The 26,043-nt window shown below is 54.6% G+C and carries 28 protein-coding genes, 1 tRNA gene and 2 pseudogenes; 13 read left to right on the forward strand and 18 right to left on the reverse strand.

Features of this window, described 5'->3' with window-relative positions:
* Nucleotides 1–140: 140 nt before the first annotated feature.
* Nucleotides 141–1,064 carry a GTPase Era gene (era, locus tag IUJ45_RS03275; protein ID WP_002235591.1) on the reverse strand — a complete coding sequence of 308 codons (924 nt, stop codon included), beginning with the start codon at nt 1,062–1,064 and terminating at the stop codon, nt 141–143.
* Between the two features lie 46 nt (nt 1,065–1,110).
* Nucleotides 1,111–1,830, reverse strand: coding sequence for a ribonuclease III (gene rnc / locus IUJ45_RS03280; protein WP_002236811.1), 720 nt, complete (start codon nt 1,828–1,830; stop codon nt 1,111–1,113).
* A 166-nt stretch (nt 1,831–1,996) separates the two neighbouring features.
* On the opposite strand from rnc, the gene IUJ45_RS03285 reads away from it, so the two are divergent.
* From IUJ45_RS03285 to nusB, 3 genes are all read left to right on the forward strand, one after another.
* The gene (locus IUJ45_RS03285; protein ID WP_002217691.1) at nt 1,997–2,320 is read left to right on the forward strand and encodes a DUF2185 domain-containing protein; all 324 of its coding nucleotides are present in this window, start codon (nt 1,997–1,999) and stop codon (nt 2,318–2,320) included.
* A gap of 46 nt (nt 2,321–2,366) precedes the next feature.
* Nucleotides 2,367–2,843, forward strand: a complete 477-nt coding sequence (gene ribH / locus IUJ45_RS03290; RefSeq protein ID WP_002222781.1) for a 6,7-dimethyl-8-ribityllumazine synthase — start codon at nt 2,367–2,369, stop codon at nt 2,841–2,843.
* 77 nt (nt 2,844–2,920) lie between these two features.
* Nucleotides 2,921–3,346, forward strand: a complete 426-nt coding sequence (gene nusB / locus IUJ45_RS03295) for a transcription antitermination factor NusB (RefSeq protein WP_002229182.1) — start codon at nt 2,921–2,923, stop codon at nt 3,344–3,346.
* Between the two features lie 365 nt (nt 3,347–3,711).
* Here nusB and pyrC read toward each other — a convergent pair whose 3' ends face one another.
* The 3 genes from pyrC to IUJ45_RS03310 are packed head-to-tail and all read right to left on the reverse strand — an operon-like array spanning nt 3,712 to nt 5,636.
* Complete coding sequence (gene pyrC / locus IUJ45_RS03300) at nt 3,712–4,746, reverse strand: dihydroorotase (RefSeq protein ID WP_002236810.1); 1,035 nt, start codon at nt 4,744–4,746, stop codon at nt 3,712–3,714.
* 59 nt (nt 4,747–4,805) lie between these two features.
* The gene (locus IUJ45_RS03305) at nt 4,806–5,399 is read right to left on the reverse strand and encodes an NMCC_0638 family (lipo)protein (RefSeq protein ID WP_002247800.1); all 594 of its coding nucleotides are present in this window, start codon (nt 5,397–5,399) and stop codon (nt 4,806–4,808) included.
* A 12-nt stretch (nt 5,400–5,411) separates the two neighbouring features.
* Nucleotides 5,412–5,636, reverse strand: a complete 225-nt coding sequence (locus IUJ45_RS03310; RefSeq protein WP_002222784.1) for a sulfurtransferase TusA family protein — start codon at nt 5,634–5,636, stop codon at nt 5,412–5,414.
* Between the two features lie 108 nt (nt 5,637–5,744).
* Between IUJ45_RS03310 and IUJ45_RS03315 the strand changes: the two genes are divergently transcribed.
* Nucleotides 5,745–6,356, forward strand: a complete 612-nt coding sequence (locus tag IUJ45_RS03315) for a CNP1-like family protein (protein ID WP_002236809.1) — start codon at nt 5,745–5,747, stop codon at nt 6,354–6,356.
* Nucleotides 6,357–6,415: 59 nt separating this feature from the next.
* Here the strand turns inward: IUJ45_RS03315 and accD are convergent, their stop codons facing one another.
* The 13 genes and pseudogenes from accD to mltG form a co-directional block, all read right to left on the reverse strand.
* Entirely contained in the window at nt 6,416–7,288 is an 873-nt protein-coding gene (gene accD / locus IUJ45_RS03320; protein WP_002231994.1) for an acetyl-CoA carboxylase, carboxyltransferase subunit beta, read from the reverse strand.
* A gap of 36 nt (nt 7,289–7,324) precedes the next feature.
* Nucleotides 7,325–8,110, reverse strand: coding sequence for a tryptophan synthase subunit alpha (gene trpA, locus IUJ45_RS03325; RefSeq protein ID WP_002227527.1), 786 nt, complete (start codon nt 8,108–8,110; stop codon nt 7,325–7,327).
* A gap of 424 nt (nt 8,111–8,534) precedes the next feature.
* Nucleotides 8,535–8,627, reverse strand: a tRNA-Ser gene (locus tag IUJ45_RS03330).
* Between the two features lie 156 nt (nt 8,628–8,783).
* Nucleotides 8,784–8,981, reverse strand: a pseudogene (locus IUJ45_RS03335) (3-deoxy-manno-octulosonate cytidylyltransferase); the annotation flags it as partial.
* A gap of 104 nt (nt 8,982–9,085) precedes the next feature.
* Nucleotides 9,086–9,403, reverse strand: a pseudogene (locus IUJ45_RS03340) (3-deoxy-manno-octulosonate cytidylyltransferase); the annotation flags it as partial.
* A 22-nt stretch (nt 9,404–9,425) separates the two neighbouring features.
* Complete coding sequence (gene kdsB / locus IUJ45_RS03345) at nt 9,426–10,187, reverse strand: 3-deoxy-manno-octulosonate cytidylyltransferase (protein WP_002231990.1); 762 nt, start codon at nt 10,185–10,187, stop codon at nt 9,426–9,428.
* On the reverse strand, nt 10,184–10,366 hold the full coding sequence (locus tag IUJ45_RS03350; protein WP_002221286.1) for a Trm112 family protein: 183 nt from the start codon (nt 10,364–10,366) through the stop codon (nt 10,184–10,186). Before IUJ45_RS03350 ends, kdsB begins: the two co-directional genes overlap by 4 nt.
* A 68-nt stretch (nt 10,367–10,434) precedes the next feature.
* Nucleotides 10,435–11,016 (reverse strand): DUF2059 domain-containing protein, encoded by a 582-nt coding sequence (locus IUJ45_RS03355; RefSeq protein WP_033908575.1) that lies wholly within the window; start codon nt 11,014–11,016, stop codon nt 10,435–10,437.
* A 205-nt stretch (nt 11,017–11,221) separates the two neighbouring features.
* Nucleotides 11,222–12,256, reverse strand: a complete 1,035-nt coding sequence (gene lpxK, locus IUJ45_RS03360) for a tetraacyldisaccharide 4'-kinase (protein WP_002231989.1) — start codon at nt 12,254–12,256, stop codon at nt 11,222–11,224.
* Nucleotides 12,257–12,363: 107 nt separating this feature from the next.
* The gene (locus tag IUJ45_RS03365) at nt 12,364–12,567 is read right to left on the reverse strand and encodes a hypothetical protein (RefSeq protein ID WP_204782828.1); all 204 of its coding nucleotides are present in this window, start codon (nt 12,565–12,567) and stop codon (nt 12,364–12,366) included.
* 235 nt (nt 12,568–12,802) lie between these two features.
* Nucleotides 12,803–14,083, reverse strand: coding sequence for a malic enzyme-like NAD(P)-binding protein (locus IUJ45_RS03370; protein ID WP_002231988.1), 1,281 nt, complete (start codon nt 14,081–14,083; stop codon nt 12,803–12,805).
* A 221-nt stretch (nt 14,084–14,304) separates the two neighbouring features.
* Nucleotides 14,305–14,925, reverse strand: a complete 621-nt coding sequence (gene tmk / locus IUJ45_RS03375) for a dTMP kinase (RefSeq protein ID WP_002214191.1) — start codon at nt 14,923–14,925, stop codon at nt 14,305–14,307.
* Nucleotides 14,926–14,984: 59 nt separating this feature from the next.
* Nucleotides 14,985–15,980, reverse strand: a complete 996-nt coding sequence (mltG, locus tag IUJ45_RS03380; RefSeq protein WP_002214193.1) for an endolytic transglycosylase MltG — start codon at nt 15,978–15,980, stop codon at nt 14,985–14,987.
* An 83-nt stretch (nt 15,981–16,063) separates the two neighbouring features.
* On the opposite strand from mltG, the gene ampD reads away from it, so the two are divergent.
* The 9 genes from ampD to IUJ45_RS03425 all read left to right on the forward strand — a co-directional run bounded on the left by ampD (nt 16,064) and on the right by IUJ45_RS03425 (nt 26,036).
* Nucleotides 16,064–16,636: a 1,6-anhydro-N-acetylmuramyl-L-alanine amidase AmpD gene (ampD, locus tag IUJ45_RS03385; RefSeq protein ID WP_002231986.1), complete on the forward strand. Its 573-nt coding sequence runs from the start codon at nt 16,064–16,066 to the stop codon at nt 16,634–16,636.
* Between the two features lie 193 nt (nt 16,637–16,829).
* A complete protein-coding gene (locus IUJ45_RS03390; protein WP_002231985.1) occupies nt 16,830–18,116 on the forward strand; it encodes a cell division protein ZipA C-terminal FtsZ-binding domain-containing protein in 1,287 nt (428 codons plus the stop codon).
* Between the two features lie 147 nt (nt 18,117–18,263).
* On the forward strand, nt 18,264–20,789 hold the full coding sequence (gene ligA / locus IUJ45_RS03395; protein ID WP_002231983.1) for an NAD-dependent DNA ligase LigA: 2,526 nt from the start codon (nt 18,264–18,266) through the stop codon (nt 20,787–20,789).
* 56 nt (nt 20,790–20,845) lie between these two features.
* Entirely contained in the window at nt 20,846–22,021 is a 1,176-nt protein-coding gene (gene hemW, locus IUJ45_RS03400; protein ID WP_002231981.1) for a radical SAM family heme chaperone HemW, read from the forward strand.
* Between the two features lie 218 nt (nt 22,022–22,239).
* Complete coding sequence (locus IUJ45_RS03405; RefSeq protein ID WP_025459064.1) at nt 22,240–22,500, forward strand: hypothetical protein; 261 nt, start codon at nt 22,240–22,242, stop codon at nt 22,498–22,500.
* Between the two features lie 106 nt (nt 22,501–22,606).
* The gene (gene nspA / locus IUJ45_RS03410) at nt 22,607–23,131 is read left to right on the forward strand and encodes an outer membrane beta-barrel protein NspA (protein WP_002231979.1); all 525 of its coding nucleotides are present in this window, start codon (nt 22,607–22,609) and stop codon (nt 23,129–23,131) included.
* A 135-nt stretch (nt 23,132–23,266) separates the two neighbouring features.
* Nucleotides 23,267–23,656 carry a RidA family protein gene (locus IUJ45_RS03415; protein WP_002231976.1) on the forward strand — a complete coding sequence of 130 codons (390 nt, stop codon included), beginning with the start codon at nt 23,267–23,269 and terminating at the stop codon, nt 23,654–23,656.
* Nucleotides 23,657–23,733: 77 nt separating this feature from the next.
* A complete protein-coding gene (locus tag IUJ45_RS03420) occupies nt 23,734–24,564 on the forward strand; it encodes a symmetrical bis(5'-nucleosyl)-tetraphosphatase (protein WP_002231975.1) in 831 nt (276 codons plus the stop codon).
* A gap of 14 nt (nt 24,565–24,578) precedes the next feature.
* Complete coding sequence (locus IUJ45_RS03425; RefSeq protein WP_002223955.1) at nt 24,579–26,036, forward strand: TrkH family potassium uptake protein; 1,458 nt, start codon at nt 24,579–24,581, stop codon at nt 26,034–26,036.
* Nucleotides 26,037–26,043: the final 7 nt, after the last annotated feature.

Genomic DNA, 26,043 nt, shown 5'->3' on the forward strand with positions numbered 1-26,043 from the left:
ACGCCGTACTGGTTTTTGTTAATCCACTATAATATGCACAGATAATATCAACCCGTTTTTAACAAAGATATTCCCGATTGAAACAAAATGCCGTCTGAAACCTGTTCGGACGGCATTTGCGTAAAGTTCAGCAAGAAAAACTACAAACCCAGCTCGCGCAGGAAGCGGATGTCGTCCGCCCAACCGGATTTGACTTTGACCCAGACCTTCAAAAATACTTTGGTATCAAACAGTTTTTCCATATCCAACCGCGCTTCGGTGGAAATTTTCTTCAAACGCTCCCCGCCTTTGCCGATTAAAATCGCCTTTTGGCTTTCCTTATCGACCAAAACGGCGATATAGATGCGGTTCAAACCGTCTTCCTCTTCAAACTGCTCCACTTCGACGTTCATCGCATAAGGCAATTCCTCGCCCAAATAGCGGAACAATTTTTCACGCACGATTTCCATCGCTAAAAAACGCGCCGATTTGTCCGTAACCATATCTTCGGGATACATCGGCACGCTTTCGGGCAGATACGGCTTAATCAGCTCCAACAGGTTGGCAATCCGCAATCCGTGTTTCGCGCTGACCGCCTCCGCCGCCGCAAATTCAAATTCGGCGCGCACCTGGGCAACAAACGCCTCCAGCGCGTAACGGTCTTTCGCCTTGTCCTTATCGATTTTGTTGACCACTAAAATGACCGGCGTGTGCTTGGGCAGTTGTTTCAACACGACGCGGTCGGCATCGGTAAAACGCATCGCTTCCACGACGAAAACCACCACATCCACGCCGCCGAGTGCCTCGGTAACGTTTTGATTCAAACGGTCGTTGAGCGCGTTGCGGTGGTCGGTTTGAAAACCGGGCGTATCGACAAACACAAACTGCGCGGTATCGTCGGTATAAATCCCCGTTACGCGGTTGCGCGTCGTCTGCGCCTTTTTGCTGGTAATACTGATTTTCTGACCGATGAGATGATTCATCAGCGTTGATTTGCCCACGTTCGGACGGCCGACAATCGCTACGAAGCCGCAACGGTATCCGTCGGCGGCGCGTTCCCCTGCAAGGAAGGTTTCAATATCCATATTTGCTTTCGTATCCATATTTCAGACGGCATATTCACGCGCCGCCTCATTTCTTTTTCTTCTTCAGCGGCAGCTTCTCTTCCAGCCATTTCAAAGCCTCTTTCGCCGCTTCCTGCTCCGCCGCCTTGCGGCTCGTCCCTTTGGCACGGCACACGAAACCCAGTTCGCCCAAATCGCAGGAAATGACAAACATACTGTCGTTGGCATGGCCGATTTGCTCTTCGATACGGTATTTCGGCAAGGCGAAACGGCGCGCCTGCAACGCCTCCTGCAAAGCAGTTTTGCCGTCTTTTGCCTGATTTTGGAAATCGACTCGCCGGACGCGTTCTGCAAACAAATGGCGCACCACCTTTTCCGCCGTGTTGAAATCCGCATCGAAGCTGACCGCCGCAAACATCGCCTCCATCGCGTCCGCCAGTATCGAAGGCCGTCTGAAGCCGCCGCTCTTCAACTCGCCCGCCCCCAAGTACAGGCCGTCGCCGACATTCATTTCCGCCGCCATTTCCGCCAGCACGCCCTCATTGACCAGACTTGCCCGCAACCGCGACAACTCGCCCTCGGTCAACTTCGGAAACGCGTCAAACAGCATCCGCGCCACCGTATAATTCAAAATCGAATCGCCGACAAACTCGAACCGCTCGTTGTGCTTCGCATGATGGCTCCTGTGCGTCAAAGCCTGCCGCAAAAGCGAAATATCGCGGAACGCGTAGCCCAGTTTCTTCTGTATCGCCGCGTGTGCCTGCTGTTTCAAAACATCGTCTTTCATTACCGTCTTCCGCAAAAAACAGCCCGAATGCGTTTCCATACTCCAAAAATACAGAAACACCTTAAGGCTGCAAACGGCGCACATTGTACCACCAAACCGCCGCCGTCTGCCGACAACGCAAGAATCGTGGTAAAATCCGCAAGTTTTCCCCCAACGTATTCCCGCAATGAACGCATTTGCACAAGCACTTTCCTCGGCACTCGACCGCTGCATCGCCACCAACACCGTCGCCAAACAAAACCAGCCCGTCGGCTTCCTCTACCGCGAAGCCCCCGTTTTTGAAAACGACAGCGGCTGGCGTTTCTTCAGCGGCGACGAGACCGACGAATACACCGACGACCCGGACAACTTCAGCATCGTCAGCCTCGCCGATATCACCAAAACCAACCCTGAAACCGCCGCACTGCTCTCCCAACCTGAAGGCAGCGCGTGGGAATTGGCAGAAGACGGCACATTCCAAACCGTCGCCGACTGGCAACCTAAGGACTGACCCTTCAGACGGCATTCCGAAACCTCCGAATACCAAAGGACACTCAATGAACACCATCGCCCCCAACCTCGACGGCAAACACCTCCGCATCGGCATCGTACAGGCACGCTTCACCAACGAAATCGGCAGCGAAATGCTCAAAGTCTGCTGCCGCACCCTCCAAGAATTGGGCGTGGCAGACGAAAACATTACCGTCGCCACCGTACCCGGCGCGCTTGAAATCCCCATCGCGCTGATGAACTTTGCCTCTTCTGAAAAATTTGACGCACTGATTGCCATCGGCGTCGTTATCCGTGGCGAAACCTACCATTTCGAGCTGGTTTCCAACGAATCCGGAGCAGGGGTCAGCCGCGTCGCACTCGACTACAACATCCCGATTGCCAATGCCGTCCTGACCACGGAAAACGACGCACAGGCAATCGAACGGATTGAAGAAAAAGCCTCGGATGCCGCCAAAGTCGCCGTAGAATGCGCCAACCTCGTCAACCTCCTGCTCGAAGAACAGTTTGAAGACGAAGAATAACAAACAGGGCGTACACCGATACGCCCTTTCCGTTTCAGACGGCATACCGTGCCGCCCAACCGTTTCAAGGAAAAATCATGAAAACAGCCCGCCGCCGTTCCCGCGAGCTTGCCGTACAAGCCGTTTACCAATCCCTTATCAACCGCACCGCCGCGCCCGAGATTGCTAAAAACATCCGCGAAATGCCCGACTTTGCCAAGGCAGACGAAGAATTGTTCAACAAACTTTTCTTCGGCACGCAAACCAATGCGGCAGAGTACATCCGACAAATCCGCCCCCTGCTCGACCGCGACGAAAAAGACCTCAACCCCATCGAACGCGCCGTCCTGCTGACCGCCTGCCACGAGCTGTCCGCCATGCCCGAAACGCCCTACCCCGTCATCATCAACGAAGCCATCGAAGTAACCAAAACCTTCGGCGGCACGGACGGGCACAAATTCGTCAACGGCATCCTCGACAAACTCGCCGCCCAAATCCGTCCCGACGAGCCCAAACGCCGTTGATGCATCACAAATTTAAAGAAAGTTCTATGTCCTTATTTCTGCTTTCTTTGTTTCGTCATTCCCACGCAGGTGGGAATTTGGTTTTTTGAATTTTGGGTATTTCAAATAAATTCTGAAACTTCAATCTCGTCATTCCCGCGCAGGCGGGAATCCGGTTTTTTGAGTTGCTGCCGTTTTTGATAAACTCTGGTCGCATCGAATTTCCGGATTCCTGCCTTCGTGGGAATGGCGAAATTTGAAAATTGTGGGAATTTATCGGAAATAACCGAAACGTAACAAACTCAAACGCCGTTGACGTATCAATCAGTCAACAACACAAATGCCGTCTGAAAAACCTTTCAGACGGCATTTTGTTTCCAGCCCCATCAATACTGTACCGTCCAGCCGATTTCGCCGCCCGCGCGCATCGGGACAAGTTCGCCGTCGCCGTAGGGAATACTTGCGGGGACGGTTTGGCTTTGTTTGACGAGGGTGATCGTGTCGGTATTTTCAGGAATGCCGTAAAACCTTGCGCCGTTTTTCGAGGCGAAGGCTTCGAGTTTGTCCAACGCGCCTGCTTTTTCAAACACTTCGGCATAAAGCTCGATGGCGGTCATCGCGCTGAACATACCGGCGCAACCGCAGGCGTTTTCTTTGGCGGATTTGGCGTGCGGCGCGGAGTCGGTGCCGAGGAAGAATTTATGCGCCTTCTCGCCGGTAACGGCGGCAACCAATGCCTGACGGTGGGTTTCGCGTTTGAGTACGGGCAGGCAGAAATGATGGGGGCGCACGCCGCCGACCAAGAGGTCGTTGCGGTTGAGCAGGAGGTGTTGCGGGGTAACGGTGGCGGCTACGTTGTCGCCTGCTTCCAAAACCAGGCGGGCGGCTTCGGCGGTGGTGATGTGTTCGAACACGACTTTAAGATTCGGCACTTGCGCCAAAACGGGTTTCATCACGCGCCCGATAAAGGCGGCTTCGCGGTCGAAGATGTCGATTTCGGGGTCGGTTACTTCGCCGTGAACGAGGAACAAAATGCCCTGTTTCGCCATTTCTTCCAACACGGGGATGAGCTTGAACAGGTCGGTTACGCCGGAATCGGAATTGGTGGTCGCGCCGGCAGGGTAGAGTTTGAAGGCGACGATGCCGGCGGCTTTGGCTTCGCGCACAAGTGCAGGCGTGGCTTGGTCGGTCAGGTAAAGCGTCATCAACGGCTCAAACGCGCTGCCTTCGGGCAATGCCGCCATGATGCGCGCTTTGTAGGCAAGCGCGTCGGCAACGCTGACGACAGGCGGTTTGAGGTTGGGCATAATGACGGCACGCCCCATTTGGCGGGCGGTATAAGGAGCAACGGCTTTGAGCGCGTCGCCGTCGCGCAGGTGCAGGTGCATATCGTCGGGGCGGATAATGGTCAGGGTTTGCATGGTTTTCCTTTGTTTTATTTGAATGTTCAGACGGCATGCCGACTTTATGCCGTCTGAAGTTAGGGGAGAATTAGGGGTTTCCCGTTGTGGGAACGGTGCGTCAGGTTCAAAACTGCCTGTACGGGTAAATCCGGGGAATCGGCGGTTTGTGCGGTCAATACGGTTTCTTCGGAGCTGCCCGCTTCCCGCCAGGCATAGCTGACTTGGCGGATTTCAAATGATGCCTGCACCGACTGTTCCGCCCTCAATTCTATATTGGCATTTTTCGGCGGCTGTCGGACAAGTCCGTCAAAATGTTCCAACAGCGCGGCACTGTCTGCCCGCTCGGCTTTCACACTGCAACTGTCGCGCGTCAGGCTCAAATAATAAATGCCGCCATCGCGTTCAAGCGTCCACAACGCCTGTACATCGGGTTCTGCAACAGTGGGCGGCAGATGGGACAGGTCTTCCTTTCCGACAGGGACAAAATGTCCGACAGCGGCAAACTTGGAAACCGATTCAAAACTGCCTTGAGTCAGGACGCAGGCACTCCGAAACAAATCGACGGCTACACGCGCGAAATCCTGATGCCGTACACCGGATTGCCGGTTTTGGGCATTACACGCAGCAAGCACAAATGCCGACAGCAATAACATCAATCGGGACATCCGCATTTCAGACGGCATTTATTTGTGTTGGACGACCAGCGTGAACACGCCGTCCTGTTCGGAAGCATCCAACAGCACATGACCGGTTTGGCGGCAAAAAGCCTCAAAATCCCCCGGTGCGCCGCCGTCGGTTGCCAGAACGGTCAACACGTCGCCCTGCTGCATTTGCGCCAAAGCCTTTTTCGCCCGCAAAATCGGCAGGGGACATTTCAATCCGGTTACGTCTAAAGTTTCGCTGTTCATCGTTTGTACCGTTTAAAAAATGGGAATCGGGGGGAGATTATACCCCAGTTGCTTGCAGCCCCCTTTGCCAACCCATAAAATAACGCCGTTTTCAATTTGGAGAAACTTATGCGCCGCACCGCCCTCCTGCTGCTCGCACTCGCCGCCGGCACGTCCCTCGCTGCCGGCTTCAGCCAAAAAGACACGCCGATCAACACCCGCTACCGCGAAACGCCCGAAGAGGCCGCCGCCCGCGAATTTAAAGAACATACCGCCAAACTGCCGCCGCTGCCCGATACGCACTCGGACGGCTGGTTCGACATTTATGTGGATGAAAATTACGGCAAACAGCCGAAAATCCTGCTCGACAGCCTGCAAATTATGCCCGCGCCCGACGGCAGCATCCGCTACATTCTCAATATCCGCTCCGACAAAGGCTACGACAACCTGACTGCCGAAGGCATATTCTGCGCCCGCTTCTCCATCAGGTTCGGCAACGACAAACTTTCCTCCTACAAAGTGTTCGGCTACGGCGACACGGTCAACCGCCGCTGGATACAGCCCCGAAACGCCGAATGGAAACCGATAGGCGGTACATTAAGCCGCAACGACGCACTGCGCACCGTCCTGTATCAGGCATTCTGCGAGGGCGGTGTACCCGCCGACACGAAAGGTTTGGTACAACGCCTGAAAGAACGTGCCGGACGCTATGCCCCGTCGATAAAGCCGCACGACAAATAACCAGACACAAAAATACCGTCTGAAACATCGGTTTCAGACGGTATTCGATTCATCAGCCATCAGGCGGCAGAAACTTTGTCCTGACGGCACAACAGCGTAATCAAATCACTGATGCGCCGCTTCATATCGCGGCGGTCGACAATCTGGTCGATTGCGCCTTTTTCCAGCAGGAACTCGGCGCGTTGGAAGCCTTCCGGCAGCGTTTCGCGCACCGTCTGCTCAATCACGCGCGGACCGGCAAAACCGATCAGCGCGTTCGGTTCGGCAAGCACAACATCACCCAAAAATGCGAAGCTGGCGGATACGCCGCCCATAGTCGGATCGGTCAACACCGATATAAACGGCAGGCGTTTTTCCGTCAGCAAATGCAGCGCGGCACTGGTTTTCGTCATCTGCATCAATGAGTTCACACCCTCCTGCATACGCGCACCGCCGGAAGCCGCCACACAGACGAACGGACAATTGTCGGCAACCGCCCGGCGGACGCCCTGTACGAATCGTTCGCCCACAACCGAACCCATCGAACCGCCGATAAAGCGGAACTCAAACGCAGCAACCACAACGGGCAGACCGTTCATCTTGCCTTTCATTACCACCAAAGCATCATCTTCCCCGGTCAGCTTGCGTGCCGCACTCAAACGATCCGGATATTTTTTGCCGTCTTTAAACTTCAAAGGATCTGTCGGTTTGACATTTCCGGCAACCTCCTCTCTGCCATCCTCATCCAAAAGCAGATTCAGGCGTTGTCGTGCCGACAACGGATTGTGGTGGTTGCATTTCGGACAAACCTGATTGTTCTGCTGCAACTCGGTCGAATAAACGGTTGCCGAACAAGACGGACATTTGTGCCACAAACCCTCGGGAACATTGGAAGAACCGTCTTTGCTGCGGTTTTTGATTTTGGGTGGCAGGATTTTATCTAACCAGCTCATGGACAACTCCTAAAATATTTAGAATGCGTGACAGAATCAGCGCACGGCATCCTTCAACTCTTTGACCAAAGCACCGACGACCGCAGCCTCGTTGCCCGCATTGTTTTCAATCTCTTTCACAATCCGGCTGCCGACAATGACCGCTTCGGCAACCCGGCCGATTTTGCGCGCGCTTTCCGCATTGCTGATGCCGAAACCGACACCGATGGGAATATCGATATACTGATGCAAATACTCTATTTTACGCGAAACCTCATCCGTATCCAAACTTGCCGCGCCCGTTACGCCCTTGAGCGAAACATAATAGACAAATCCGCCTGCCAGCTCGGCAATGGTTTTAATACGGTCTTCCGTCGTCGTCGGCGCAATCAGGAAAATACAGTCGACCCCGTTATCCTTCAGCTCGCGATAGAGCGGATCGATGGTTTCGACAGGGGAATCCACCGTCAACACGCCGTCCACACCCGCCTTTGCGGCTTCCTGAGCAAACTCCCGATAACCCATCTTATGTACAGGGTTCAAATATCCCATCAAAACAACCGGCGTTTGCGTGTCGGTTTCACGGAATTTTCTGACGACATCCAAGACATCGCGCAGCGAAATCCCGTTTGCCAACGCCCGCTCCGCCGCACGCTGAATAACCGGCCCATCCGCCATCGGATCGGAAAACGGCACACCCAACTCCAAAATATCCGCACCGTTTGCAACCATGCCGTGCATCAATGCCAAAGTTGTCCGAATATCGGGGTCGCCCACCGTAATATAGGGAATCAATGCCTTTCCGCCATCCAAAGCGGCAAAAGCCTGCCGGATTCTGCTCATTTGTCTCTTCCATCCTATCGGCAAATATGCCGTAAAACACAATCAGTAAATTTTTCCCAGTATAACATTTGCGGTACGGATAGGCGAATACGGCAAACAGAAACCGCGCAAATCAGAGCCGCCGTTTGAACGAGGCGGAAATAAACGGCAAGCATCTCGGATTATAGTGGATTAACAAAAATCAGGACAAGGCGACGAAGCCGCAGACAGTACAAATAGTACGGAGCCGATTCACTTGGTGCTCCAGCACCTTAGAGAATCGTTCTCTTTGAGCTAAGGCGAGGCAACGCCGTACTGGTTTTTGTTAATCCACTATAACAAAATTCAGAATCAAGACACGGCAATACCATACTGGTTTTGCACCAACCCGCTATAAAATTGCATAAAAAATAGACGCTGTAAAACACAGCGTCTATTTTTTATCTGGCGGAGTAAGAGGGATTCGAACCCTCGATGCAGGTTGACCCCACATGCTTCCTTAGCAGGGAAGTGCCTTCAGCCTCTCAGCCATTACTCCTAAGGAAGCTGTAACTATAATCAACTTTTCCGATACCGTCAAGGAAAAACAGAAAGCAAATATTAATCTTTTGAAATAAAATAAGATTTACCCTGATTATACCCAATCAGGCACTTCTTTTCTTCCTGAATGGAAATATTCCTGACTGCCACATCCTCAAGCAAAATGCTTTTGTGCATCCTGTTTGATTTCCTGAAACCACGCGTCTTCAGGAAAACGTGCAAGCGCGACATCCAATGTTGACAGCAGGTTTTGCGACAGGGCTTTGGTCAGGTATTCCTCCTCGTTGGCTTCTGCCGCTTTGTCGGGCTGTTGTGCCAAACCGTCGGCACGGGCTTTGTGTCCGTGTGCCAAATATAGTGGATTAACAAAAATCAGGACAAGGCGACGAAGCCGCAGACAGTACAGATAGTACGACAAGGCGAGGCAACGCCGTACTGGTTTAAATTTAATCCACTATAATTGAGCGCGGTAATTTTTTGCGCCCAAAGCTGCGGTATGTCGGGATTGTCTTCAATCATGACGGAAAGGATGGATACGGCGGTCGCCAGCCTGCCGCCGTTCATTCTAAGGTCGAGGGAACGGTTGGGCGGCAGGGTGCTGAGTGTTTCTGCCATTCTGAACCAAAATTCGCCACTGGCTTCGTCGGGTGCGTTCAATTTGAGCATTTCATAGTGAACCTCCTGATCGTCGTTTTGCACGAGACCCCATACTTCAGCAAGGATTTTCTGTTCTTCACGGCTCAAGTGCTGCCACTTTTCAATATGTTGCTGCATATCTTTTCCCTTTGAACCTGTTTTATACGGTCTGAAATACGGCGCGGACCCTGTCCAAATCTTCCTGCGTATCCACACCGGCGGCGGGGGCTTCTTTGGCGGTTTCGACGGCAATGGGATAACCGTGCCACAGGACGCGCAGCTGTTCCAGCGATTCGATGGTTTCCAGCGGCGAAACGCTCATTTCGGCATAGCGTTGCAGGAAGCCGGCGCGGTAAGCGTAGATGCCGATATGGCGCAGGACGGCGGTTTCAGACGGCATTTCGCGTTTTCCGGCACGCATTGCATCGCGCGGATAGGGAATCGGGGCGCGGCTGAAGTAGATGGCGTTGCGGTTTTTGTCGAGGACGACTTTGACGGCATTGGGATTCATCAATTCGTCGAAATCGTGCAATTCGTGGGCGGCGGTCGCCATTTGGACGTTGTTTTCGACGAGTACTTCGGCGGTGCGGTCGATGAGTTCGGGGGCAATCAGCGGCTCGTCGCCCTGTACGTTGACAACCACCAGATGCGGCGGCAGCTTCAGCGCGGCGGCAGCTTCAGCAAGGCGCGTCGTGCCGCTTTCGTGCCGGTTTGAAGTCATAACCGCTTCGATGCCGTGCGCCTGACAGACCGTCTGAATATCGGGATGGTCGGTGGCGACGACGACGCGCGCGGCTTTACTTTTTGCCGCCTGTTCGGCAACGCGCACGACCATCGGTTTGCCGTGGATGTCCGCCAAGGCTTTTCCAGGCAGGCGCGACGAATCCAGCCGCGCCGGAATCAATACGACGAATTCGGTCATGCTTTGAGTTCCTCTTCGCTCAACGCTCGCGCTTCGTTTTCCAGCATATAGGGAATGCCGTCTTTAATCGGATAGGCAAGCTTCGCCTGACGGCTCCACAATTCCTGTTTGTCCTGATGATATTCCAGCCTGCCTTTGGTAACGGGGCAGACGAGGATGTCTAAGAATTTTTTTTCCATAGGGTTGCTTTCGGGTTTGATGGTTCAATCAATCGGATGCCCTCTTCAATATTTCAGACGGCTATCATTTATTTCTGATGCCTTTTCCCAACCTGTCCGGCTTGTTTACAGCCCGCATCGGGATTTTTACCGCCGCAGATGATGCGCCGCAACTCTTCCGTAAACTCGGGCAGATGATGTTGCGCGATTTTCCCTGACAATGCAGTCCAAGATACCGCTATTTCACTCATCGATTTCTTGATTAAGCGCGGATTTTTGGCAACGACGGACTGACCGACAGGCGAACCGTAAAAGGCAATCATGCCGTCAATTTCTTCTTGCGTGTATATCTCACGGGCATTCTTCAATAAAGTATTGCGGACAGCCTGTTTCACTTCGGGCGTAATCAAATCTTTCAAAACATTCTCACGATAACGGTTAAAGGCTTCTGCCGCCTGATCTTTTTTCGCTTCCGGCATTTCGGCAAGGGCTTTGTCCGCATACGGTTTAAATCCGGCATTAAAGCCCTCAATCATATTTTTTTCTATATCCCGGTCAAAATTCTGCGTATCCAGCCAACGCGCCAACGACGCGTCGCTGGGCGGGGCGGCAAAAGCATTGGTGCACAATGCCAGCGTGGCGAAGGGCAATAACAAGGTTTTCAGTTTAATATTCAATCCTTTAATGAATGATTAATGCAGATAAAAAATACGACCGGTTTTCTCATTCCTGTCCAAGTGGAAATCCGGAGATTTGGGATTTCTGGAGCCTCCTAGGCATTCCTGAAAATTCGAGACTTAGATTCCCGCCTGCGCGGGAATGACGGCGCGAGGCGTTCTTATTCAAATCCGTAATCACTCCGCCCAAACCGTGCTTTCAGACGGCCTTCGGTACATCTTCCAACCGCTCCAACACAAACGCCGCCAAATCAGGTTCGATTATCGCACAAACGGGCAACACCCAAACATTATCGGTGCAAATGCCGTCTGAAAATTTGACCGCATCTTTCTCCGTAATAATGACCGCGTCCGCATCGGGCAAATCTGCCGCCGAAATGTCGGCGTGGTCGGGCAGCGCGACGGTTCGCTTCACGGTAATGCCCATATTCCGCAACGAATCAAAAAACCGCGCCGGCTTGGCAATACCTGCCACGGCGACGACGGTTTGATTTTTCAGACGGCCTGTGTCCAGTATTTCGGACGGATTGTTCAAACGGTAAATCCGTCCCGCTTCGATACGGCTGTGAAACATATTTTCAGACGGCCTAAACAGCGCATCCGCCTTGCCGCCGCTGACGACGACCGCATCCACCGAATCCAGCCGCAACAAAGGTTCGCGCAAATTGCCGTTGGGCAGTAAATCCAAATCCGTGCGCCCCGTATCCGCCGCCGGAAACACCGCGATTTCCACATCCCGCCGCAGGGCGTAATGCTGCAAACCGTCGTCCGCCACAATCAGTCCGATGTCGGGATGCGCCGCCAGCAACGCCCTGCCTGCCTCTGCACGGCTGCTGCCCACCGCCGTCGGCGCACCGGTTTTGCGGAACAGCAGCAAAGGCTCATCGCCCGCATCTTCCGCTCGGCTCTCAGCATTCAATACATGAACCGCCTTGCTCTTGCGCCCGTAGCCCCGGCTGATGATGCCGACCTTGACGCCCTTTTCCTGCAAACCCGACACCAGCGCGGCAACAATCGGCGTTTTCCCCGTCCCACCCGCGTGAATATTGCCGACCACGACCACAGGCACGGGCAGCTTTTCGCTTTGCCGTTTTCCCGATAAAAAATCCGTCCGCCGTTTTGCCGCAATTTTGGCAAACAGCCCGGAGAGCGGCTTAAGCAGAAAAGACAAAACCGGATAAGGTTTTTGCCAATGCCGTTCGATAACGGTATGAAATTTGAAACAATTCGGCATATTCGATACAAATCCTCGAAGCAAAATCAGCCCGGGGCATTAATCATGCGTACCTGATACAGACCCACCTATAAACAACGCGAAGACCAAACCGATAAGCGAACCAATCAGGTAAATAAGCAACTGCGCTTTACAGAAATTGGCGCGGTTCGGGTTGCCTCTGCCGAACACCCAAACAAAAATTGACCAAAGGAATCATGAAAACAATCATCGTCAACACCCACTGCCCTGTCGTCATGACGGGAGGCGGTTTGTTTTGAAGTCTCGGGCATATCGCCAATATGATAACGGACAGGTTTCATCTCTTTCATTTTTCAGTATCTTTCATTTATAGTGGATTAACAAAAACCAGTACGGCGTTGCCTCGCCTTAGCTCAAAGAGAACGATTCTCTAAGGTGCTGAAACACCAAGTGAATCGGTTCCGTACTATTTGTACTGTCTGCGGCTTCGTCGCTTTGTCCTGATTTTTGTTAATCCACTATATCAATCTGACAGCAAAATGCCGCCTGAAAACAGTTCAGACGGCATTTTAAACCGCAAACGGCTTACAGCTTCCATTCGCTCAGCTTGGCAGCGTAAGCTTCCAAATCTGCAATCGGACGGGTTGCCACGCCGCTTTCCATCGCTGCTTTGGCGGCAGCCGTAGCAACGCGCGGCAGCAGGCGGGAATCGAACGGAGTCGGAATCAGGTATTCCGCGCCGAATTCAAATTTCTTACCGTAAGCGGCAACCACTTCTTCGGTTACCTCTTCCATCGCCAAATCCGCCAAAGCATACACGCAGGCGCGTTTCATTTCTTCGTTGATGGTCGTCGCGCCGACATCCAACGCACCGCGGAAGATGAACGGGAAGCACAATACATTGTTCACTTGGTTCGGGAAGTCGGAGCGGCCGGTACCGATAACCACGTCCGGACGGGTTTCTTTCGCCAGCGGCGGCAGGATTTCCGGATTCGGGTTGGCCATAGCGAACACGATGGGTTTTTCGTTCATGGTGTTCAGTATTTCAGGCGTCAGCAGGTTCGCGCCGGAGAGGCCCAAGAAGATGTCTTTGCCTTTGACGGCATCGGCAAGCACGCGCTGGCCGTTGTCTTCAATGGCGTAGAACTGTTTGGACTCGTCCATACGGTCTTTGTCTTCGCGGGTTTGGTAAATCACGCCTTTGGAGTCGCAAACGGTCACGTTTTCGCGTTTCAAGCCCAAATCCAGCAATTGGTTCAAGCAGGCAATCGCGGCCGCACCTGCGCCGGAACACACCAAAGTCGCTTCTTCGATTTTACGGCCGGTAAAACGCAGGGCGTTCAATACGGCAGCGGCGGTAATGATGGCCGTGCCGTGCTGGTCGTCGTGGAATACGGGGATTTTGCAGCGTTTGCGTAATTCGCGTTCGATGTAGAAACACTCGGGTGCTTTGATGTCTTCGAGGTTGATGCCGCCGAAGGTCGGCTCTAAAGCGGCGATGATGTCCACGAGTTTTTGCGGGTCTTTTTCATCGATTTCGATGTCGAACACGTCCACACCGGCGAATTTTTTGAACAATACGCCTTTGCCTTCCATCACGGGTTTGCCCGCCAGCGCGCCGATGTCGCCCAAGCCCAAAACGGCCGTACCGTTGGAAATGACAGCGACCAAGTTGCCTTTGGCGGTGTATTTGTAGGCATTTTGCGGATCGGCATGGATTTCCATACAAGGAGCGGCTACGCCCGGAGAGTACGCCAACGCCAAATCTTTGTCGGTCGCCAGAGATTTGGTCGGGGTAACGGAAATTTTGCCCGGAACGGGTAATTCGTGGAACTTGAGGGCGGCTTCTTTCAATGAGTTTTCCATGTGTCAATCCTGTTGCGAGAAAAAGATTTGAATCGGACTGTCCGAAACGCTTTCGGGTCATCATGTTACGGGCGGTTCGTTAATATTGCCGACGCATCCTGCCTTGTAACCGAGCGTAATTCTATCATGCCGAAAGTTTGGCGCATACCGCCATTTTCACCTGCGGCACTGCCGTTTGATTTTCGGCGCGGGCGGATGCGCTTGTTTCAATATTTGCCGCATCAACAGCCGAAATGTCTGTCCAACACTTTTTCTATGCTGTTTCTGACTTCATCCAAGCCGAGGTTACTGTCGATAACGGCGTAACGTTCCGGACAGGCGGCGGCACGGTTCAGATAAACGCTGCGCACACGCATGAAGAAATCTGCCTGTTCCTGCTCGAACCGGTCTTTCTCGCGCGTCTGCCCGATACGCGCCATCGACACTTCCAGCGGCACATCCAACAGCAGGGTCAAATCGGGGCGCAAACCGCCCTGCACCCAATGTTCCAAAATTTCAATGTCTTCAGACGGCATTCCCCGCCCGCCGCCCTGATAGGCGAAGGTCGCATCGGTAAAACGGTCGGACACGACATGGATGCCGTCTGAAAGTGCAGGCAATATCACGTCTTCAATATGCTGCATTCTGGCGGCGAACATCATCAGTGTTTCCGCACGCAAACCGGCTTTGGTTTCAGGGTTGAGCAGGATTTCGCGCAAGGCCTCACCGACCGGCGTTCCGCCCGGTTCGCGCGTGAACAGCACGGGCAGCCCCCTCCGTTCAAACCATGCCTTGATGACGGCAAGGTTGGTGGATTTGCCGGCACCGTCTATGCCGTCCAAAGTGATGAATTGCGGTTTCATGCTTGCAGTTCCGGTAAGGGTATGCCGTCCGAAAACACAAACTTTTCAGACGGCATGGTTTATTTTTTCAAAATATATTTGCGAACGGCGGCGTTGTGTTCGGTCAAATCATGGCTGAACTGGCTCAAGCCCGTACCGTCCATTTTGGACACGAAATACAGGTATTTTTCACCGGACGGATGGGCGGCGGCATCGAGTGCCGCCTTGCCGGGCAGCGCGATCGGGGTTGGCGGCAGACCGCCGCGCGTGTAGGTGTTGTACGGCGTGTCGCGGCGCAGGTCGGCTTTACGGATTTTGCCCTTGTATGCCGCACCCATGCCGTAAATCACGGACGGGTCGGTTTGCAGGCGCATACCGATTTTCAGGCGGTTGACGAAGACGGAAGCGACATGGTCGCGGTCGGCTTCATGCCCTGTTTCCTTTTCGATCAGGCTCGCCATAATCAGCATTTCATAAGGGTTTTTATAAGGCAGCCCGTCCTGCCTGCTTTCCCATGCCTCATTCAGTCGGCGTTGCATCGCCTTGTAGGCGATTTGGTAAATCCGTAAATCGCTGCCGCCCGCATCGATTTCGTAGCTGTCGGGGAAAAACTGCCCTTCAGGATTGCCGCTGAAGGCATCAGGGGCAACTTCCGCCATCAGTTTTTCATTGCTCCAGCCTTTGGTGTCGTGTTCGATGTCGGGCGTTGCGTCGATGACTTTCCTCATATGCGAAAAACGCGAACCTTCGATAATCTGCACGGTAACGGAATCCGGCCTGCCGCCGCGCATTTTCTGCAAGATATCCCAAGCAGACACTTCCGAAGGCAGTCTGTACGTCCCCGTATGCAGCCTGTTGTGCACACCCAAAACGTAGGCCGCCGCCGTCAAAACATGCCTGCTGAACACGATGCGGTCTTCGGCAAGTTTCCTGCCGACCGACGAAATACCCTGGTTTTTGGCAATTTTAATCCTGTATGCCCTGCCGTTGTCTTTAGGGACGAAAAGCAGCGCGGCGAAAACGGCTGCCGATACGGTCAAAAAAACGGCAGACCATTTCAACAATTTTCTCAACATGGTAGGATTCCCAGCATTCGGAATACGTCTTAAAATTCGGGCGACAGTATAACCCAAATTGCCCGCCGGACAGGAAGAACATCATGGACAATCACGCCGAAGCACACTGGCAAAACGGCTGGCTTCAAAGCATACGCCATACCCCGTCGCCCAATTTCAGCCCGAGGGAAACGGGGGAAACGGTTTCCCTGATCGTGTTGCACAACATTTCACTGCCGCCGTTCGAATACGGCACGGATGCTGTGGAAAAGCTGTTTGCCAACCGGCTCGACCCCAACGGACATCCGTTCTTCAGCCTGATACACACTTTGCGCGTATCCAGCCATTTCTTAATCAAACGCGACGGCAAAACGGTGCAGTTCGTATCATGCGGCGATATGGCGTACCACGCGGGCGTATCCTCGTTTCGCGGACGGGAAAAATGCAACGCATTTTCCATCGGCATCGAATTGGAAGGCTGCGATTTCGAACCCTTTACCGAAGCGCAATACCGTTCGCTCGAAACATTGTTGGAAGCACTCTGCCGCCGCTACCCCGTTACCGCAGTAACCGGACATCAGGACATCGCGCCCGGCCGCAAAACCGACCCCGGCCACTTTTTCGACTGGCGGCGGATACGGGAGAAAGGGTTTCCCGTAGACAGAAATGCCGTCTGAAAACCACAGATTTCAGACGGCATTTCGGAAAATTTCCGCTTATTTCGACACACTGCTGTCAGACCCTGCAATTTTCGTTATAATTCAAACGTTATAACCGGCCGTTCCATCAGACTGCCGGAAACGCAAGCCCGATTTAACCGCAGTACCCGCACTTTGCGCATCCTGCATCCCGAAATTTAAAGTGATTGCCATGATTTACATCGTACTGTTCCTCGCCGCCGTCCTCGCCGTTGTCGCCTACAATATGTATCAGGAAAACCAATACCGCAAAAAAGTGCGCGACCAGTTCGGGCACTCCGACAAAGATGCCCTGCTCAACAGCAAAACCAGCCATGTCCGCGACGGCAAACCGTCCGGCGGGCCAGTCATGATGCCGAAACCCCAACCGGCGGTCAAAAAAACGGCAAAATCCCAAGACCCCGCCATGCGCAACCTGCAAGAGCAGGATGCCGTCTACATCGCCAAGCAGAAACAGGCAAAAGCCTCCCCGTTCAAAACCGAAATCGAAACCGCCTTGGAAGAAAGCGGCATTATCGGCAACTCCGCCCACACCGTTCCCGAACCCCAAACCGGACATTCCGCACCAAAACCTGCCGACGCGCCGGCAAAACCTGTTCCCGTTCCGCAAACGCCGGCAAAACCGCTGATTACGCTCAAAGAGCTGTCGAAGGTCGAGCTGCCCTGGTTTGACGTGCGCTTCGACTTCATCTCTTATATCGCGCTGACCGAAGCCAAAGAACTGCACGCACTGCCGCGCCTTTCCAACCGCTGCCGCTACCAGATTGTCGGCTGCACCATGGACGACCATTTCCAGATTGCCGAACCCATCCCGGGCATCCGCTATCAGGCATTTATCGTGGGTATTCAGGCAGTCAGCCGCAACGGACTTGCCTCGCAGGAAGAACTCTCCGCATTCAACCGCCAGGTGGATGCATTCGCACACAGCATGGGCGGTCAGACGCTGCACACCGACCTTGCCGCCTTTATCGAAGTGGCTTCCGCACTGGACGCATTCTGCGCGCGCGTCGACCAGACTATCGCCATCCATTTGGTTTCCCCGACCAGCATCAGCGGCGTAGAACTGCGTTCCGCCGTAACGGGCGTGGGTTTCGTTTTGGAAGACGACGGCGCGTTCCACTATACCGACACGTCGGGCTCGACCATGTTCTCCATCTGCTCGCTCAACAACGAGCCGTTTACCAATGCCCTTTTGGACAACCAGTCCTATAAAGGCTTCAGTATGCTGCTCGACATCCCGCACTCTCCGGCAGGCGAAAAAACCTTCGACGATTTGTTTATGGATTTGGCGGTACGCCTGTCCGGCCAGTTGAACCTGAATCTGGTCAACGACAAAATGGAAGAAGTTTCGACCCAATGGCTCAAAGACGTGCGCACTTATGTATTGGCTCGTCAGTCCGAGATGCTCAAAGTCGGTATCGAACCGGGCGGCAAAACCGCATTGCGCCTGTTCTCCTAAAATCGAATGCAATCAAAGCGGATATGTCGTTACGGCATATCCGCTTTTTTTCGGGTAAAATTCAGCTGTTTTCAACCTATCATTTTTCAGACGACCTTTGCCCGTTTCATCCCGTATCAGACAAAGGTCGTCTGAAAACCTTCTCTCATGAATCCAAACTCAAAACATAACACTAACTTTACCAATCTTCTTAAACCGTCTGATAGTGATATAAAACAATTTGCCGCACAACACATCCGCCACCTCACCGACCTGCTCAACCGCTATGCCTACGAATACTACACCCTCGACGCGCCCAGCGTACCCGATGCCGAATACGACAAATTATTCCGCGAGCTCGAAGCGTTGGAACGAAACCATCCCGAGCTCAAACTGCCCGACAGCCCGACCCAGCGCGTCGGCGGCGAGCCTCTGGCGGGATTTGCCGAAGTACGCCACGAAGTGCCGATGCTGTCGCTGACCAACGCCTTTTCCCCGCAAGATGAAAACGGCGTGTTCGACCATGCAGAAATGTACGCTTTCGACCAACGCGTGCGCGACGGTTTGGACGGCGGCAAACCCGAATACGTTATCGAACCCAAATTCGACGGCCTCGCCATCAGCCTGCTCTACCGCGACGGCGTATTGGTACAGGCGGCAACGCGCGGCGACGGCACAACGGGCGAAGACGTTACCCAAAACGTCAAAACCGTCGCCAATATCCCCCTGCGGCTGCACGGCGAAAACACGCCCGAACTCATCGAAGTGCGCGGCGAAGTGCTGATGCTCAAAGCCGATTTTGCCGCCCTCAATAAAAGACAAGCCGAAAACGGGCAAAAACCCTTTGCCAATCCGCGCAACGCCGCCGCCGGCAGCCTACGCCAACTCGATTCGCGCATCACTGCGCAACGCAAATTGCACTTTTTCCCCTACTCCGTCGCCCGTCAGCAAGGCGGTTTCGTCGCGGAAGAACACATCCAAGAACTCGCCTATTTCCAAGCACTCGGCTTCAGTCTGCCCAACGGCAATTTCGGCTGTTTCAAAAATATCGACGAAGTATTGACGTTTTACGAACAAATGCAGCAAAAACGCCCCGAACTGCCCTACGAAATCGACGGCATGGTGGTCAAAGTCAACAGCTTGGCGCAACAGCGCGAACTCGGCTTCATCTCCCGCGCGCCGCGCTGGGCGGTTGCCCACAAATTCCCTGCCGAAGAAGCCCTGACCATTGTCGAAGCCATAGACGTACAAATCGGGCGCACCGGCGCGGTTACCCCCGTCGCCCGCCTGCAACCCGTATTCGTCGGCGGCGTAACCGTTACCAACGCCACCCTGCACAATCAGGACGAAGTATCGCGCAAAGACGTTCGCGTCGGCGATACCGTCGTCGTACGCCGTGCCGGAGACGTGATTCCCGAAGTTGTGCGCGTGATTTTTGAACGCCGCCCGATGCGGGAAACCGCCGTTGCTGTTTCAGACGGCATCGGGCATCGGCAGGACGATTTGTTTGCCGAAACACCGTCCGCCAATCAAACCCAATCCGTTCCGCTCCACAAGCCCTACCGCCTGCCGACCCACTGCCCCATCTGCCGCAGCGAAATCGAACGCGAAGAAGGCGAAGCCGTCGCCCGATGCAGCGGCGGTATGCTTTGTCAGGCACAACGCGCGCAAGGCTTAATCCACTTCGCCTCGCGCAAAGCCATGGACATCGACGGCTTGGGTGAAAAACAAATCGAACAGCTGGTCGCCCAAGACCTCGTCCTCCACTTCGCCGACCTCTACCGCCTCGATATTCCGACCCTGCAAAAAATGAAGGAAACGGCGGACAAAACCGTTGCCGAATCGGATCAAATGCCGTCTGAAGGCAGTTCGGTCGGCGCGTCGGGCAAACATAAAAAACAACCGGTCAAGTGGGCGGAAAACATCCTCGCAGGCATAGAATCCGGCAAAACGCCCGAACTCGCGCGCTTCCTGTTCGCGCTCGGCATCCGCCACGTCGGCGAACGCACCGCCAAAACGCTGGCACAGGCATTCGGCACATTGGAACGCGTCCGCCGCGCACCCGAACCCGTCCTCGCCTGCCTGCCCGACATCGGTACGGTAGTGGCGCGTTCCATTGCCCACTTCTTCGCCCAAGCCGAACAGCAGGCGATGATAGACGAACTGCTCGCCGCAGGCGTTGCCCCGCAAACCCAAGCCGTTACCATCCCGCCCGCCCGCCACGCCGAACCGCAACGCTGGATCGCCCGCCTGCCCGACTTCAAAATTAGCGAAAACAAAGCCCAAGCCTTATGGGAACTCGCTGGTAAAAACATAGAAGGTCTACAAAACGACAAAGCCCTCCCCGCCGACTGGCAAGCATGGCGCAGCGAACCACAAAACGCCGCCCTACTCGAAAACCTGAAAACCTTCTTCGCGCAAATGCCGTCTGAAGACGAGGCGGCGCAAGGTTCAGACGGCATCAATAAAGCCGTAGCGGGCAAAACCTTCGTGTTAACTGGCACACTGCCCACCCTCAAACGCGACCAAGCCCAATCCCTAATCGAAGCCGCAGGCGGCAAAGTTTCCGGCAGCGTTTCCAAAAAAACCGATTACGTCGTCGCTGGAGAAGCCGCGGGCAGCAAGCTGGAAAAAGCCAATGCCTTGGGTGTTTCCATCCTCAGCGAAGCCGAACTGCTTACCCTGCTCGGCTGAACCTGTGCCGTCTGAACCGCCTTCAGACGGCATTGTCCACTTTTCCGAACCACACCATGCACACCATTTCCTTTCCAAACCGCACCCGACTCACCGCCCTGCCGCCCCTGTCGCTTTACATCCACATCCCGTGGTGCATCAAAAAATGCCCGTATTGCGACTTCAATTCCCACAGCCTGAAAAACGGATTGCCCGAAGCCGCCTATATCGACGCGCTGCTGACCGACTTGCAGCTTGAATTGCCCAATATTTGGGGCAGACCGGTGGAAACGATCTTTTTCGGCGGCGGTACGCCCAGCCTGTTTCAGGCGGAATCGATTGACCGTTTGTTGAGCGGCGTGCGTTCGCTGTTGCGCTTGCAGCCGGAAGCGGAAATTACGTTGGAAGCCAATCCGGGGACGTTTGAAATCGAGAAGTTTCAAGGATTTAAAGACGCAGGCATCACGCGGCTTTCTATTGGCGTACAGAGTTTCAACGACGATATGCTCTCAAGGCTGGGGCGCGTCCACAACGGTAAGGAAGCCTTAACCGCTATCGATACCGCCTTGAAATTATTTGATAAAGTCAATATCGACTTGATGTATGCCCTGCCGAACCAAACCGTTCAGACGGCATTGGACGACGTACAAACCGCCATCGCTACGGGTGCGACCCACATCAGCGCGTATCATCTGACGATGGAACCGAACACGCCGTTCGGTCATACGCCGCCGAAAGGTTTGCCGCAAGACGAAGCCGCCCTCGACATCGAAGACGCGGTACACGGCGCGCTGGAAAGCGCGGGTTTTGTCCACTACGAAACATCGGCTTTTGCGAAACCAGCCATGCAGTGCCGCCACAATTTGAACTACTGGCAGTTCGGCGATTATTTAGGCATAGGCGCGGGCGCGCACGGCAAAATTTCCTATCCCGACCGCATCGAGCGCACCGTCCGCCGCCGCCACCCCAACGACTACCTCGCCTTAATGCAAAACCGACCGAGCGAAGCCGTCGAACGCAAAACCGTCGCCGCCGAAGATTTGCCGTTCGAATTCATGATGAACGCCCTGCGCCTGACCGACGGCGTACCCACCGCGATGTTGCAGGAGCGCACGGGCGTACCGAGTGCCAAAATCATGGCGCAAATCGAAACGGCAAGGCAAAAAGGCCTGCTGGAAACCGACCCCGCCGTATTCCGCCCGACCGAAAAAGGACGCTTGTTTTTAAACGATTTGCTGCAGTGTTTTTTATAGTGGATTAACAAAAACCAGTACGGCGTTGCCTCGCCTTAGCTCAAAGAGAACGATTCTCTAAGGTGCTGAAGCACCAAGTGAATCGGTTCCGTACTATCTGTACTGTCTGCGGCTTCGTCGCCTTGTCCTGATTTTTGTTAATCCACTATATAAGCGCAAACAAATCGGCGGCCGCCCGGGAAAACCCCCCCGAACGCGTCCGGAAAATATGCTTATCGATGGAAAACGCAGCCGCATCCCCCGCCGGGCGTTTCAGACGGCACAGCCGCCGCCGGAAATGTCCGACGCTTAAGGCACAGACGCACACAAAAAACCGTATGCCTGCACCTGCAACAATCCGACAGATACCGCTGTTTTTTCCAAACCGTTTGCAAGTTTCACCCATCCGCCGCGTGATGCCGCCACCACCATTTAAAGGCAACGCGCGGGTTAACGGCTTTGCCGTCGGCAAAGCAGCCGGATACCGCTACGTATCTTGAAGTATTAAAAATATTACGATGCAAAAAGAAAATTTAAGTATAATAAAGCAGAATTCTTTAACGGATTCTTAACAATTTTTCTAACTGACCATAAAGGAACCAAAATATGAAAAAAGCACTTGCCACACTGATTGCCCTCGCTCTCCCGGCCGCCGCACTGGCGGAAGGCGCATCCGGCTTTTACGTCCAAGCCGATGCCGCACACGCAAAAGCCTCAAGCTCTTTAGGTTCTGCCAAAGGCTTCAGCCCGCGCATCTCCGCAGGCTACCGCATCAACGACCTCCGCTTCGCCGTCGATTACACGCGCTACAAAAACTATAAAGCCCCATCCACCGATTTCAAACTTTACAGCATCGGCGCGTCCGCCATTTACGACTTCGACACCCAATCGCCCGTCAAACCGTATCTCGGCGCGCGCTTGAGCCTCAACCGCGCCTCCGTCGACTTGGGCGGCAGCGACAGCTTCAGCCAAACCTCCACCGGCCTCGGCGTATTGGCGGGCGTAAGCTATGCCGTTACCCCGAATGTCGATTTGGATGCCGGCTACCGCTACAACTACATCGGCAAAGTCAACACTGTCAAAAACGTCCGTTCCGGCGAACTGTCCGCCGGTGTGCGCGTCAAATTCTGATATGCGCCTTATTCTGCAAACCGCCGAGCCTTCGGCGGTTTTGTTTTCTGCCACCGCAACTACACAAGCCGGCGGTTTTGTACGATAATCCCGAATGCTGCGGCTTCTGCCGCCCTATTTTTTGAGGAATCCGAAATGTCCAAAACCATCATCCACACCGACAAAGCCCCTGCCGCCATCGGCGCATACAGCCAAGCCGTCCGAGCAGGCGACACCGTTTACATGAGCGGTCAAATCCCCCTCGATCCCGCCACGATGACCGTTGTCGGCAACGGCGATTTCCGCGCCGAAGCGCGCCAGGTCTTTAAAAACCTGCAGGCCGTCGCCGAAGCTGCAGGCGGCACGCTGGCCGACATCGTCAAGCTCAACGCCTACCTGACCGACCTTGCCAACTTCGCCGTCTTCAACGAAGTGATGGCGGAATTTATTGCCGAGCCCTTCCCCGCCCGCGCCGCCGTCGGCGTTGCCTCGCTGCCCAAAGGCGTGCAGGTCGAAGCCGAAGCCGTCCTCGTTTTGAACGCATAATTCCACGTTCAGACGGCATGATATTTCAAGACCGTGCCGTCCGAACCGCAACACTTTCCCACTTCACAACATCTGCAATGGCACATTACGCAATCGGCGACATCCAAGGCTGTTTCGACGAACTGACCGCGCTGCTCGGCAAAATCGGCTTCAACCACGGCACAGACACCCTCTGGCTGACGGGCGACATCGTCAACCGCGGCCCGAAATCCCTCGAAACGCTGCAATTCTGCATCCGGCACGAAAACAGCGTGCAAATCGTCCTCGGCAACCACGACCTGCACCTGCTTGCCGTCGGCTACGGCGAAGGCGCGCCCAAACGCAGCGACACAATCGAACCCATACTCAAACACCCCGACGGCAGAAAAATGCTCGACTGGCTGCGCGCGCAACCGCTGTTGATACGCGAGGGCAACCGCGTGATGGTACACGCCGGCATCCTGCCGCAATGGCGCATAACCAAAGCCGAATCGCTCGCCGGAGAAGCCGAAGCCGAACTGCGCGGCAAAAAATACGTCAAATTCTTCTCCAAAATGTACGGCAACAAACCGGCCGCATGGGACGAAGGTTTGGAAGGCTATGCCCGCCTGCGCTTCATCGTCAACGCCTTCACGCGGATGCGCGCCCTGACCTTTAAAAACGAACTGGATTTCGACTACAAATCCACAGTGAAAAAAATGCCGCTTTACCTGCGCCCGTGGTTCAAAGCCCCCGACCGGCAAAACCTCGACCACACCATCATCTTCGGACACTGGTCTTCCTTGGGCTACACGAATGCCGACAACGTCATCTCGCTGGACACCGGCGCACTGTGGGGCGGACAGCTGACCGCCGTCAATCTCGAAACGGAAGAAATTACCCAAGTCCAAGCCGCCGGCGGCATAGACTGGAAAAGCTTCACAAAATAACGGACCGCCCCACTATGCACAAAATCCTGCCCATCGCCCACGTCCTCTCCCGACTGGGTATGCTGTTTTCCTTTATCCTGCTGATACCCGCCGCCCTCTCCTACGCCTTTTCGGACGGCGCGTACACCGCCTTCGCCACCACCGCGACCGTTACCCTTTCCGGCTCGTACATCGTCCGGCTCGCCACCCTCCGGTTCAGGCGCGAACTGCGCCCGCGCGACGGCTTCACCCTCGTCCTGATGTTGTGGCTGGCGTTTGCCGCTATGGCGGCGATGCCGATGTACCTGTATTTCCCGAATATGGGCTTTACCGACGCATTTTTTGAATCGATGTCGGGACTGACCACCACCGGCGCGACCGTCATCCCCCACGTCGACGGGCTCGCCCCCTCCGTCAACTTTTGGCGGCATATGCTCAACTGGCTGGGTGGGATGGGCATCATCGTCCTTGCCGTCGCCATCCTGCCTATGCTCGGCGTAGGCGGCACGCAGTTATTCAAAGCCGAAATCCCCGGCATTGACAAAGAAAGCAAAATGTCGCCGCGCATTTCCCAAGTGGCGAAAAAACTCTGGTTCGGCTACACCCTGATCACCATCCTCGCGGCAGCCTGCCTGCATTTTGCCGGGATGAGCTGGTTCGATGCCGTCTGTCACGCAATGGCGACCCTCTCGCTGGGCGGATTTTCCACCCACGATGCCAGCATAGCTTATTACAACTCCCCCCTCATCGAGGCGGTCATCATCGTTTTCACCATTGTCGGCGGCATCAATTTTGCCAGCCATTTCGCCGCCCTCAACAGCCGCAGCCTCAAAACCTATTGGAAAGACGAAGAATGCCGGACGATGCTGCTGCTGCTCTCCGGCAGCATCCTTACCGCCGCCCTGTACCTGTGGCACACCGGCTATTACGCCGGTTTTACCGAATCCCTGCGCTACACCGCCTTCAACTTCGTCTCCATCGGACTGGCAAACGGGCTGGCCAACACCGACTTCGCACAATGGCCGCTCCTGATTTCCCTGTGGATGTTTTTCCTCGCCAACATCCTCGCCAACTCCGGCTCGACCGGCGGCGGCATCAAAACCATACGCGCCCTCGTCCTGTTCAAATTCAGCCTGCGCGAAATGATGGTGCTGCTGCACCCCAAAGCCGTCCGCACCGTCAAAATCAGCGGCAAGGCCATACCCGACCGCCTCGCGCTGACCGTTATGTCCTTCATCTTCATCTACTTTATGACCGTCGTCCTCTTCAGCTTCCTGCTGATGGCGAGCGGTATGGAATTTACCACCGCCTTCACCGCCGTCATCGCCTGCATCACCAACGCCGGCCCCGGCCTGGGCGAAGTCGGGCCCGCCGGCAATTACGCCGGTTTGGACGTGATGCAGAAATGGATCTGCGTTACCGCCATGCTCTTGGGCAGGCTGGAAATCTTCACCGTCTTCATCCTCTTCACCCCCGCCTACTGGAAGAAATAAAAAATGC

Origin of the sequence: Neisseria meningitidis, assembly GCF_022869645.1 — a bacterium.
Lineage (GTDB): Bacteria > Pseudomonadota > Gammaproteobacteria > Burkholderiales > Neisseriaceae > Neisseria > Neisseria meningitidis.